At 33.9% G+C, this 13,117-nt stretch carries 10 protein-coding genes; 4 read left to right on the forward strand and 6 right to left on the reverse strand.

Translation table 11 applies throughout. The annotated features are described in order from the left end of the window. The first annotated feature begins 140 nt into the window (after positions 1-140). The 3 genes from gyrB (at position 141) to secDF (ending at position 6,260) form a co-directional block, all read left to right on the forward strand. Positions 141-2,081 carry a DNA topoisomerase (ATP-hydrolyzing) subunit B gene (gyrB, locus tag ABEB18_RS09220; RefSeq protein ID WP_348799000.1) on the forward strand — a complete coding sequence of 647 codons (1,941 nt, stop codon included), beginning with the start codon at positions 141-143 and terminating at the stop codon, positions 2,079-2,081. A gap of 54 nt (positions 2,082-2,135) precedes the next feature. After that, entirely contained in the window at positions 2,136-3,071 is a 936-nt protein-coding gene (locus tag ABEB18_RS09225) for a malate dehydrogenase (protein WP_348799001.1), read from the forward strand. Positions 3,072-3,290: 219 nt separating this feature from the next. After that, positions 3,291-6,260 (forward strand): protein translocase subunit SecDF, encoded by a 2,970-nt coding sequence (gene secDF, locus ABEB18_RS09230; RefSeq protein ID WP_348799002.1) that lies wholly within the window; start codon positions 3,291-3,293, stop codon positions 6,258-6,260. A gap of 77 nt (positions 6,261-6,337) precedes the next feature. On the opposite strand, the gene ABEB18_RS09235 is transcribed toward secDF, so the two are convergent. Further along, positions 6,338-7,231, reverse strand: coding sequence for a LysR family transcriptional regulator (locus ABEB18_RS09235; protein ID WP_348799004.1), 894 nt, complete (start codon positions 7,229-7,231; stop codon positions 6,338-6,340). Between the two features lie 101 nt (positions 7,232-7,332). Here ABEB18_RS09235 and ABEB18_RS09240 point away from each other — a divergent pair, with 101 nt between their 5' ends. Continuing rightward, a complete protein-coding gene (locus tag ABEB18_RS09240; RefSeq protein WP_348799005.1) occupies positions 7,333-7,923 on the forward strand; it encodes an NAD(P)H-dependent oxidoreductase in 591 nt (196 codons plus the stop codon). 55 nt (positions 7,924-7,978) lie between these two features. On the opposite strand, the gene lgt is transcribed toward ABEB18_RS09240, so the two are convergent. From lgt to ABEB18_RS09265, 5 genes are all read right to left on the reverse strand, one after another. Next, complete coding sequence (lgt, locus tag ABEB18_RS09245; RefSeq protein ID WP_348799006.1) at positions 7,979-8,908, reverse strand: prolipoprotein diacylglyceryl transferase; 930 nt, start codon at positions 8,906-8,908, stop codon at positions 7,979-7,981. Between the two features lie 76 nt (positions 8,909-8,984). After that, the gene (yidD, locus tag ABEB18_RS09250; RefSeq protein WP_348799007.1) at positions 8,985-9,233 is read right to left on the reverse strand and encodes a membrane protein insertion efficiency factor YidD; all 249 of its coding nucleotides are present in this window, start codon (positions 9,231-9,233) and stop codon (positions 8,985-8,987) included. A 114-nt stretch (positions 9,234-9,347) separates the two neighbouring features. Next, positions 9,348-10,826 (reverse strand): cysteine--tRNA ligase, encoded by a 1,479-nt coding sequence (gene cysS / locus ABEB18_RS09255; protein ID WP_348799008.1) that lies wholly within the window; start codon positions 10,824-10,826, stop codon positions 9,348-9,350. A gap of 140 nt (positions 10,827-10,966) precedes the next feature. Continuing rightward, entirely contained in the window at positions 10,967-11,638 is a 672-nt protein-coding gene (gene folE, locus ABEB18_RS09260) for a GTP cyclohydrolase I FolE (RefSeq protein ID WP_348799009.1), read from the reverse strand. A gap of 187 nt (positions 11,639-11,825) precedes the next feature. Further along, positions 11,826-13,022 (reverse strand): pyridoxal phosphate-dependent aminotransferase, encoded by a 1,197-nt coding sequence (locus ABEB18_RS09265; protein WP_348799010.1) that lies wholly within the window; start codon positions 13,020-13,022, stop codon positions 11,826-11,828. Between the last annotated feature and the right edge of the window lie 95 nt (positions 13,023-13,117).

Here is a 13,117-nt window from a genome sequence, read left to right on the forward strand (position 1 = left end):
GCCATTTAAATTGATTTTTGTAATCGAAATTGACACTTTTTGTTAATAACTTAAGATACTAATAGGCTATTTTTAACGGTATATAGTTTGCGTTTTTATATATTTGCTTGTTAGACAAAATTACATTTAGAATAAATTATATGAGCGAAGAAGTTAAGAAGGGCAATTATTCAGCAGACAGTATTCAGGCATTAGAAGGAATGGAGCATGTAAGAATGCGTCCTTCGATGTATATTGGAGATGTAGGGGTTAGAGGGCTACATCATTTAGTTTATGAAGTTGTAGATAACTCTATTGATGAGGCAATGGGGGGTCATTGTGATACCATTAATGTCTCAATAAATGAAGATGGCTCTATTACGGTTGAGGATAATGGTCGTGGAATTCCAGTAGATTTGCATAAAAAAGAAGGCGTTTCTGCGCTTGAGGTAGTAATGACCAAAATTGGTGCTGGAGGTAAGTTTGATAAAGATTCTTATAAAGTTTCGGGAGGTCTTCATGGTGTTGGGGTTTCTTGTGTGAATGCGCTTTCGGTTCATATGAAATCGACTGTTTTTAGAGAAGGAAAAATCTATGAGCAGGAATATGAAAGAGGAAAGGCCATGTATCCAGTAAAACAAATCGGAGAAACAGATAAAAGAGGTACGCGCCAAACTTTTTATCCAGATCCAACTATTTTTACGCAAACAACGGAGTATTCATATGATACTTTATCAGCTCGTATGCGTGAATTGGCTTTCTTGAATAAAGGAATTACAATTTCGTTTACAGATAAAAGAGAAAAAGACAAAGACGGAAATTTTATCGGTGAAGTATTTCATTCAACCGAAGGGTTAAAAGAATACATCCGTTACCTAGACGGGAATCGTGAGCCAATTATTGCGCATGTAATTTCGATGGATCACGAAAAAGGAGAAATTCCAGTTGAGGTAGCATTGATTTACAATACCAGTTATGGCGAAAATATTTTCTCATATGTAAATAATATCAACACACACGAAGGAGGTACACATTTGCAAGGTTTTAGAACGGGTCTTACTAGATCTTTGAAAAAATATGCAGATGCTTCTGGGATGTTAGATAAATTGAAGTTTGATATTTCTGGAGACGATTTTCGTGAAGGTCTTACCGCAATTATTTCGGTAAAAGTGTCAGAACCTCAATTTGAAGGGCAGACTAAAACAAAATTAGGGAATAGAGAGGTTGTTTCGCCAGTAAGTCAAGCGGTTAGTGAAATGATCGAGAATTATTTGGAAGAAAATCCAAATGATGCACGGACTATTGTTCAGAAAGTAATTTTAGCGGCTCAAGCTCGTCACGCTGCCAAAAAAGCACGTGAAATGGTACAGCGCAAAACCGTAATGGGTGGCGGTGGATTGCCAGGAAAATTGTCGGATTGTTCGGAACAAGATCCAGCTAAATGTGAAGTGTATCTTGTCGAGGGAGATTCGGCGGGTGGAACTGCAAAACAAGGTCGTGATCGTAATTTTCAAGCTATTTTGCCTTTGCGTGGTAAGATTCTGAATGTTGAGAAAGCCATGCATCATAAAGTTTTCGAAAACGAAGAAATTAGAAATATCTTTACTGCTCTTGGGGTAACAGTTGGAACTGAAGAGGATAGTAAAGCATTGAATATCTCTAAATTACGTTACCATAAAGTGATCATCATGTGTGACGCCGATGTCGATGGTAGCCACATTTCTACACTAATATTGACATTCTTTTTCCGTTTTATGAAAGAACTGATAGAAGAAGGACATGTGTATATAGCAGCTCCTCCTTTATATATGGTAAAAAAAGGAAACAAAAAAGAGTATGCTTGGAATGATGATCAACGTGATGCTGCAAACGAAAGAATGGGAGGAAGTGCTTCTATCCAACGATATAAAGGTCTTGGAGAGATGAATGCAGAACAGCTTTGGGAAACGACAATGGATCCAGAGTTTAGAACGTTACGTCAGGTGAATATTGATAGTCTTGTTGAAGCAGATAGAGTTTTTTCTATGTTGATGGGTGATGAAGTACCACCAAGACGTGAATTTATTGAGAAGAATGCTGTTTACGCCAATATAGATGCGTAATTTTTAGGGTAAATGTTTTTTTGATTTTTGATATTAATTTAAAACAAATAAAGAATGAAAGTTACCATTGTAGGAGCAGGGAACGTTGGAGCAACCTGTGCAGATTCAATTTCGTATAGAGGAATAGCTAGTGAAGTAGTATTGTTAGATATCAAAGAAGGTTTTGCCGAAGGGAAAGCCATGGATATTATGCAATGTGCTACCAATACTGGTTTTAATACCAATGTTTCTGGTGTTACGAATGATTATTCTAAAACATCAAATAGTGATGTTGTTGTGATTACTTCGGGTATCCCTAGAAAACCAGGAATGACACGAGAGGAATTAATAGGAATCAATGCAGGAATTGTAAAAACGGTAGCTGAAAATGTTTTGACTCATTCTCCAAATGCAATTATTATTGTGGTGTCTAATCCAATGGATACAATGACTTATTTGACATTAAAAGCTACAGGTTTGCCAAAAAATAGAGTTATTGGTATGGGAGGAGCTTTAGATAGTTCGCGTTTTAGATATTATTTGTCTAAAGCCTTAGATAAGCCATCAAATGATATCTCTGGAATGGTAATTGGAGGACACGGTGATACGACCATGATTCCGTTAACGAGATTAGCTTCATATAACGGTATTCCTGTTTCTCAATTTTTATCTCAAGAAGAATTAGATAAAGTAGCTGCTGCAACTATGGTCGGAGGAGCAACACTTACAGGTTTGTTGGGAACGTCTGCTTGGTATGCGCCAGGGGCTTCTGTAGCATATTTAGTAGATAGTATATTGAATGATCAAAAGAAAATGATTGCATGTTCTGTTTTTGTTGAAGGTGAATATGGTCAAAATGATATCTGTATCGGTGTACCTTGTATAATTGGTAAAAACGGTGTCGAACAAATCGTTGATATTGCTTTAAATGATTCTGAAAAAGTGGCATTTGCAAAGAGTGCAGATGCAGTTCGAAATATGAATTCAGACCTAAAATCGGTCTTAGTATAATAATTTAGGAGTTTTTAAAAAAGAAGACTGCATTTTTGCAGTCTTTTTTTTGATTTTAATTAATAAATAAATTGGTAAATGTTTCCGTTAATTATATATTTGCTCGGTTTAAAAAAAATAAAGTAAATAGTGTATGTCTTTTTTTGTTTTCAGAATAGATGTAAAGGGTTATTTTATAGGGTTTAAAACAAAAAATAAATTAATTAATTTTTAGTAATAATGCAGAATAAAGGACTTATTAAATTTTTCGCAATTCTATTTGCATTGGTAAGTATTTACCAACTTTCTTTCACTTTTGTCTCTAATAAAGTCAAAAGCGATGCAAAATCTTTTGCTGGGGGTAATCCAGAAAAAGAAGTAAAATATTTAGATTCTATTGGAAAAGAAAAAGTTTTCAATTTAGGGTTTACTGATTTTACATTTAATGAAGTAAAAGATAAGCAAATCAACAAAGGACTTGACTTAGAAGGAGGGATCAACGTAACTCTTCAAATCTCTGTTAAAGACATTTTGAAAGGATTATCAAATAATTCGAAAAATCCAGTTTTTAATAAATCTTTGGCTGACGCCACTGCAAATCAAAAAGGTAATCAAACATATCTTGATGCTTTCTTCGAAGCTTTTGAAGCAAACTCTAAAGGGTCAGTAAAATTAGCTTCTCCTGAAATTTTCGCAAACAGAAGTTTGCAAGGTGAAGGTGGTGTAACTTTTCAAATGACCGATGCTCAAGTTCAAAAAGTAATCAAAAGAAAAGTTGACGAATCTGTAGAAAGTGCTTTTGGAGTATTGAGAAAACGTATCGATAAATTCGGAGTTACGCAACCTAATATTCAAAAATTAGGAGAATCTGGAAGAATTTTAGTCGAACTTCCTGGTGCTAAAGATGTTGATAGAATTAAAAAACTATTGCAAAGTACAGCTCAATTAGAGTTTTGGGAAACTTATAAAATTGAAGAGATTGGTAATTTTATCATGGCTGCTAATGAAGCTTTGAAAAAAACAGAAGTTGCTAAAGTTGAGACTAAAGAAGTAACTAAGGATTCGTTAAGTGCTTTATTAACAGATGCTAAAGATTCTGCCTCGACTAAAAAAGGAAACAATCCTATTTTAGATAAAATTATTGCTCAAGGAGGAGGACCAGTTTTGGCTATGTTCTCTCCAAAAGATACTGCTGTAATTAACTCTTACTTTAAAAGAGCTGATATCAGAGTTTTATTGGCTGGTGACCAACGTTATGCAAAATTTGTTTGGGGAAAACCTACAACAATAAAAGGTGAAAAAGATAAAGAAATTGAAGCTGTAGAATTATACGCTTTAAAAGGGAATAGAGACAATGTAGCTTCAATGGGAGGTGGTGTTGTAACTGATGCAAGTGATACATTTGATCAAATGGGTAAACCTGCGGTATCAATGCAAATGAACAATACTGGAGCTAAAGAATGGGAAGAATTAACAGGAAGAGCTTATACTCAAAAAAGCAATATCGCTATTGTTCTTGATGATGTTGTTTACTCGGCCCCAGGAGTTTCTAGCGGACCAATCGCAGGAGGTAGATCTGAAATTTCAGGTAATTTTGATGTTACAGAAACTAAAGACTTAGCGAACGTTTTAAGAGCTGGTAAATTACCTGCAGCAGCCGAAATTATTCAGTCTGAAGTTGTAGGACCATCTTTGGGACAAGAAGCTATTGATAATGGTACTAATTCTGCAGTTATTGGATTACTTTTGGTGTCACTTTGGATGATGATTTATTATGGTAAAGCAGGTTGGTATGCTAATATTGCTTTGGCAGTGAATTTATTATTCATGTTTGGTATCTTGGCTAGTTTAGGTGCTGTACTTACTCTGCCTGGTATTGCGGGTATCGTTTTGACAATGGGTACTGCTGTAGATGCGAATATTATTATATACGAAAGAGCAAAAGAAGAATTAAGAGCTGGTAAAACACTTGATGAAGCTGTAAAAGCTTCTTATAGCTGGACAGGAGCAATGCGTTCTATCGTAGATGCTAACGTTACTCACATTTTAACTGGAGCTGTATTGTTTATCTTTGGTTCTGGTCCGATTAAAGGTTTTGCTACAACTTTGTTAATAGGTATTATTACATCTCTATTTACATCTATTTTCATCGCTAGAATTTTCATTGATAAAAATATTGCAGGTAAAAATGATTTGAACTTCGTAACAGGATTCTCTAAAAATTTCTTTACTAATTTCCATTTTGATTTCTTAGGTCTTAAAAAATGGACTTATCTATTCTCTATTGTTATCACAATTGTTAGTATTTTTTCTATTGCTACAAATGGATTTGATCAAGGAGTTGATTTTGTAGGAGGTAGAACTTTCCAAGTTCGTTTTGACAAATCAATGAAACCTGAAGAAATTAAAGAAGAGTTAACTGCTGTTTTTGGTAGTGCAGAGGTTAAGATTTTTGGAGAGGACAATCAATTAAAAATTACAACTAAATATAGAGTTGAAGAAACTGGAAGTGTTGCAGACGAGGATGCAAATAAGAAATTGTTTGAAACTTTGAAAAAACATTACGGAGCAGATATGACTTATGACAAATTTGTAACAGCTTATGATGGTAAGAAATTAGGAATTGTACAAGCTTCAAAAGTAGGACCAACTGTTGCCGAAGATATCAAAACTAATGCATATTGGGCTGTACTTGGAGCAATGATTATTGTTGGGTTGTATTTGGTAATAAGTTTTAGAAAATGGCAATATAGTTTAGGTGCGATTGCAGCTGTAGCTCATGACGTTATTTTTGTATTAGGAATTTACTCATTATGCTGGAAATTCATGCCTTTTGGTATGGAGATAGATCAACACTTTATTGCGGCAATCTTGACTGTAATTGGTTATTCTATGAATGATACCGTTATTGTTTATGATAGGGTTCGTGAATTTATTGACGGAAAAACTAAAGGATCTTTCGCAGATATTGTAAATAAATCGATCAATTCTACAATGTCTAGAACTATCAATACTTCTTTGACAATGATTATTGTATTATTAATTATGTTTGTATTTGGTGGTGAGTCTATTAGAGGATTCATTTTTGCAATGCTTATCGGTATTGTAATCGGAACCTATTCTTCATTATTTATTGCGACTCCTGTTTTGGTGGATACAATTTCTAAAGAAGAGAAAAAAACTGTTGAAGTTCAACATCAAGAAAGCTAGAATTTAGCAATACTTATATAAAAAAAAGGATTCAACATTGTTGAATCCTTTTTTTTATACTGTTGTTTTTTTAAGAGCTACATAATTTTTATGAAAGTTTCTTTGATACGATTTATTTCATTGGTATAAATGGTTTTCTTTTTATGTGCAAAATAGAGTGTATTTTTTAAAGGAGTTTTCCCAGTCCACAATTGTTTTATTTGCCCACTTTCTAATTCATTTTTGCATAAAAAATCGGGGATTACAGCTAATCCGTTACTGTTACTTAGGCAACGAACAATTGAGTTTAAATTGGGAACAATGTAATTGGGTCTAAAATCTGCATTTTTATCAAAATTGAGCTGCCAGAATCGTCTAAGATGTTCCATATCTCCTGTCGTTCCAAACCATTTTTGTTGTTTTAACCATTGTTCAATTGCTTTAAAATCATTTTGTTTTTCAAGTAGTGTAAAGGGGGTAGCATCGATTTCTTTTCCTCCAATAAGAATGATAGTTTCTGATGAAAAAGCTTGGTACTCAATTGTGTTTTTGATGACCATTTGTGGGGTTATGATTAAGTCTAGAATCCCTTTTTCTAAATTTTCGATCATTTGCGGATATTCACCAAATTGGATAATGACATTGAAAGGAAAGTTGGCTATATAGGGTTCAAGTGTAATTTGAAAAGTTTCAAAACACATCCCGATACTAATAGTGGGGGTATCTTTTTCAGTACTTCGTTGGAAATTTTTTTCCGCTTCTTCGAGTTTGTCAATTGCTTCGGTTATGAAGTTGTACAGTACCTTACCTTTTTCTGTGGGTATCATTTTTCTACTTGTTCTGTCAAATAATTTATAACCGACATAATTTTCTAATGAGCTCAAGTGTAAACTAACTCCAGGTTGCGATATAAATAATACTTCTGCAGCACCAGTTAAAGATCTTGTTTTATAAATGTATTTAAATGTTCGGTACCATTCTAGATTAACCATGATTGTATCTATTATAATTATAATACAAATGTATGAATTAAGTTATTTTAATAATAAGTAGAACCATTGTAATTTTGCTTCATCTAATACAATATATAATAATGAGAAAGATATTTATAATAAACGGTGGGCAAAAGTTCGGTCATTCAGGTGGAAAATTTAACCAAACCATTGCTGAGACTACAGCTGAATTCTTTTTGAAAAATAATTTTGAAATAAAAACTACTGATGTCACAAATGTATATGATCCCGCAGAAGAGGTGGAAAAATTTGTTTGGGCAGATGTGATTATTTATCATACTCCAATTTGGTGGTTCCAGTTGCCACATGCTTTCAAGAAGTATATAGATGTGGTTTTTACCGAAGGACATGATAAGGGGATTTATAAAAATGATGGGCGTACGTCTAAAAATCCGGCAATCAATTACGGAACAGGAGGAATGTTGCATGGCACAAAGTATATGGTGACAACCTCTTGGAATGCTCCGAAAGAGGCATTTACTTTGCCTGGTGAATTTTTTGATGAAACCAGTGTTGATGATGGAATTTTATTTGGTTTTCATAAAATGAATGTCTTTACAGGAATGGAACCTTTAGAGAGTTTGCACTTTCACGATGTTATGAAAGGAACTAATGTGGATAGCGATTTAGAATCCTATAGAAATCATCTAACTCAGCTGTTTCTAAATTAAAAAAATAGCCATTGAATTATTTCAATGGCTATTTTTATATGAATTTGTATTAGTATTATGCCTCCGATTTATTTTTGGCTGTAATTACAAAATATAACCCCACGAGTATAAACGGAATACTCAACCATTGTCCTGTTGATAAAATGTTTCCTAATTCACTTTCAAAACCTCCTTGACTTTCTTTTACTGATTCGACTATCATACGAACTGTAAATAATAATACTAAAAATAAACCAAATAAAAACCCTGATTTTTTTCTAGTATCTGTTTTCCAGTACAGAAAAAACAAAACAGCAAAGACAAAAACGTAACAGATAGCTTCGTATAATTGAGCTGGGTGCTTTGCTGGTACTTGCTCTAATAAATTTGCATATTGAGGATTGGTAGCAATTGCATTATAAGCCTCTTTTGGAGTTGGAAGTTGTGTCGCATTTACTGCCTCTCTTGGGCTAAATTGATCTCGAACAAATCGAACGCCAAAAGCTGAAGTTGTCTCTTTTCCAACAATTTCAGAATTGAAAAAATTACCTAATCTTACAAAAATTGCACCACTTGCACAAGGAATAACTACTCGATCCAATGTCCATAATAATGGTTTGTGAAGTACTTTTTTGGAGAAAAAATACATCGCAACGATTATGGAAATTGTTGCCCCATGGCTTGCTAAACCTTGGTATCCGGTGAATTCAAATTTTGGATTAAAGCGAAATGGTAAAATAATTTCGGATAGATTGTTACGGTAATATTCCCAATCGTAAAAGAAAACATGTCCCAATCGAGCTCCGATTAAAGTTGCTAAAACGGTCCAAACAAATAAGGAATCTAGTTTGTCGATACTAATGTTTTCTCTTGTAAAAATATTTTTCATGATGTACCATCCCAATCCAAATGCTATTACGAACATTAAACTGTAAAAGCGAATCATAAAAAAACCTAAATCAATACCTTCGGAGGGATTCCAAATAATGTTTAAAGTGTGTGTCATTTAAAATTTATTTTTTTGTGAAAATACTATTTTGAGTCGATTAATTGTGTTAACTAAAAAGTAAAAAATCTTTTTTTTAATGTTTGTGATTGCATTTTTTTTCGGGTACTGGATCATATCCTTTTCCGCCCCATGGATGACAACTCAATATTCTTTTCATTCCTAAATAACCGCCATAAAACAACCCATGAATTTGCAATGCCTGAATCATATAAGTTGAACAAGTAGGTTCATATCTACAAGCCGCAGGTGTAAAAGGGGAAATTGCTCCCTGATAAAACCGCACGAGTAATACGAAAGGATAGATGAGAATTTTATTCAGCATAAGATTGCAGTGTTCAGTTATCAGTGTTTAGTGTTCAGTAATTAGAAATAATGGTTAGTTTATCTTTACTAATATTCTGACTACTTAAAAACAGACCGCTGCTTGCTAAAAATATTACTGAATGCTAAAAGTCGTTCCATCTTTTCCGTCTTTCAATTGAATGCCTAATCCAATGAGCTGATCTCGTATTTGATCGGACAGAGCAAAATCTTTATTGTCACGAGCCTGTTTACGCATACCGATAAGCATATTAACAACTCCTTCTAATTTGTCTGTATTGCCATTTGTTTTTTCTTCTTCCAATCCTAAAACATCAAAAACAAATGCTTGCATAGTTGAGTTGAACAATAGTAAATCGGCTGCAGTCAAAGTTTCTTTTCCGTCTTTTAGAACGTTAGCAAAACGAACTCCTTCAAATAATTGAGCGATAAGAATTGGGGTGTTAAAATCATCATTCATGGCGTCATAACACAATTGTTTCCAGCTAGCAATGTCAATAGTACTAGTAGTACTTGCTTGAATTCCGTTTAAAACGTCCATTGCTTCCATCAATCGTTTGTATCCTTTTTCGGCTGCTGTTATGGCTTCGTCAGAAAAATCTAAGATGCTTCTGTAGTGTGCTTGCAACATAAAAAATCTGGCTACCGAAGCTGGAAACGCTTTACTCAAAAAGGCATTTTTACCGGTTAAAATTTCTCCAGGCAAAATGTTGTTTCCTGTAGATTTGGCCATTTTTTTACCATTTAAAGTTAGCATATTGGCATGCATCCAATAATTTACAGGTGAATGTCCTGTGCAGGCTTCGTTTTGAGCTATTTCACATTCGTGATGAGGGAATTTTAAATCCATTCCGCCACCATGTATATCAAAATGATTGCCTAAATATTTAGTACTCATTGCCGTACATTCTAAGTGCCATCCTGGGAATCCATCGCTCCAAGGTGATGGCCAACGCATGATATGTTGTGGGTCTGCTTTTTTCCAAAGTGCGAAATCTTGAGGATTTCTTTTGTCTGATTGTCCGTCAAGGTCTCTGGTGTTGGCTAGCATATCTTCGATATTACGTCCACTCAATATTCCGTATTGATTGGTTTCATTGAACTTGACAACATCAAAATAAACAGAACCATTGGCTACATAACCAATTCCGTTATCAATTATGGTTTTTATGATTTCAATTTGTTCAATAATATGCCCAGTTGCCGTTGGCTCAATACTGGGTGGTAAAAAATTAAAAGCTTTTAGAATATCGTGAAAATCAACGGTATAGCGCTGTACAACTTCCATCGGTTCTAATTTTTCTAAACGAGCTTTTTTGGCAATTTTATCTTCTCCTTCATCTACATCGTCCACAATGTGTCCAACATCGGTAATATTTCGAACATAACGCACCTTGTAATCTAAGTGTTGTAAATATCTAAAGATAACATCAAAAGACATAAACGTGCGCACATTTCCAAGATGTACATTGCTGTAAACCGTTGGTCCACAAACATACATTCCCACGTTTCCTTCGTTAATTGGTGTAAATGTTTCCTTTTCTCCCGAAAGGGAATTGTATATTTTTAAGCTTTGGGTTTTGTATAATGGCATTGTGGTTGAAGTTTTCCTTTTCTCAATTCTCTAAAAAAAAGAAGGGAGTAGAGAAATGAATATGTTGATAATAATCTCCTGTTTTTTATTTTTTGTCTAGTCTTAAAGTCTTCTTTTTTGTTGAAGATTTGATGAAAGGATTAGAAGGTTGTATCTAATTTGATATAATCTAAAAACTCTCTTTTAGTTTGAGGATCTTTGAATTTTCCGCCAAATTCAGATGTTACCGTGCTACTTTCGATGTCTTGTATTCCTCTAGAGTTCACACAAAGGTGTTTAGCGTCTATTACACAAGCAACGTCATCTGTACCAAGAGCTTTTTGTAGTTCTTGCACAATTTGCATTGTTAATCGTTCTTGAACTTGAGGTCTTTTGGCAAAATGTTCTACAATACGATTCATTTTTGAAAGTCCAATAACTCTACCACTCGATATATAGGCTACATGTGCTCTACCGATAATTGGTAATAAATGATGTTCGCAAGTTGAGTAAAGTGTAATGTTTTTTTCGACCAACATTTCACCGTATTTGTAATTGTTTTCAAAAGTAGATGCTTTTGGTTTTCTGTCAGGATTCAGTCCGCTAAAAATTTCTTTAACAAACATTTTAGCTACACGGTTAGGTGTTCCTTTCATACTATCATCTGTCAAATCCATTCCTAGAGTTATAAGAATGCTTTCAACATCTTTTTTTATTTTTTCAATCTTTTCTTCATCGGTAATGTCAAAAGCATCCTTTCTTAGGGGGTTCTGAGCATTTGTACTAATATGATTGTTTCCTATTTCGTCTTGAAATTCTTCGTTGTTTATCATTAAAAGGTACTATTTTTATGAGTGTCTATTTTTGAGGGGTAAAGATAATTAATAAAAAGCAAACAATTTCTATCGTTTTGGCTTTTAATTCGGCATAAAAACAATTGTAAATGTTGAATATCTATTAAAGAAAAAGACAATACCATTTTTGATATTGTCTTTGGTGATGTAAGAAGTTGTTATTGGTTTATTTTGAATTATAAACGGTTAAAGCTTCTTTTAAAATATTGACTGCGCTTATAAGGTCTTCTTTTTTCAAAACATAGGCTATACGTACTTGGTTCAGTCCAACGCTTGGAGTCGAATAAAATCCTGCTGCTGGAGCTATCATTACCGTTGCGCCATTCAATTCATATTTTTCTAAAAGCCATTGAGCAAAATCGTCTGCATTATCAATAGGAAGTTGAGCAATACAATAAAACGCAGCTTTTGGTGTCTTTACAATAACTCCGTCAATCTTGTTTAATTCGTTAATTAGGATGTCTCTTCTTTCTTTGTATTCGGTGATTACTTCGTCAAAATAACTTTGAGGAGTATCTATGGCCGCTTCGCAAGCAATTTGTTCTATTGTTGGTGGACATAAACGAGCTTGTGCAAACTTCATTGAAGCAGCAATAACTTCTCTGTTTTTGGTTACCATACAGCCAATACGTGCGCCACACATACTGTATCTTTTTGAAACGGAATCAATCATAATAACATTTTGTTCAATTCCTTTTAAATTCATTACAGAATAGTGTTTGTCTCTTTCATCGTAAATGAATTCGCGATATACTTCATCTGCAATCAAAAATAAATCGTGTTTTTTGACTAACTCGCCTAATTGATTGATTTCGGATTCAGAATACAAATATCCTGTAGGGTTATTTGGGTTGCAAATTAAAATTGCTTTAGATTTTGGAGTAATGGCCTTTTCAAATTCTTCGATAGTGGGTAGGGTAAAACCGCTTTCTATATTAGAAATCACAGGTACAACTCGAGCACTTGATTCTGCCGAAAACGCACTGTAATTAGCATAAAAAGGTTCAGGTATAATGACTTCGTCTTCAGGATCCATAATACTACCAAGAGCAAATAATAGCGCTTCAGAACCTCCTGTAGTTATCATAATATCTTCGTAGCCTACTTTTACATCTTGTTTTGTGTAAAACTGAGCTAGTTTTTTTCGGTAACTCTCATAACCTGCCGATGGACCATATTCGATAATGCTTAGGTCAATGTTTTTTATGGCATTGATGGCGACTTCAGGGCTTTTTATATCGGGTTGTCCAATATTTAAATGGTAAACTTTGCGTCCTTCTTTTTTAGCTTTATCAGCAAAAGGAGCTAGCTTTCGAATTGGGGATTCAGGCATTTTTTTACCTCTGATTGAAATTTCAGGCATGATTGTAAAATTTGAGGTGCAAATTTGCAATTTATTTTCCAAAATCTTTGTAAACAATATAGCTATTTTGTTGTTTTTGAAACATTATTATCGTA

The organism is Flavobacterium adhaerens (assembly GCF_040045115.1).
GTDB classification, from domain to species: Bacteria; Bacteroidota; Bacteroidia; order Flavobacteriales; family Flavobacteriaceae; genus Flavobacterium; species Flavobacterium adhaerens.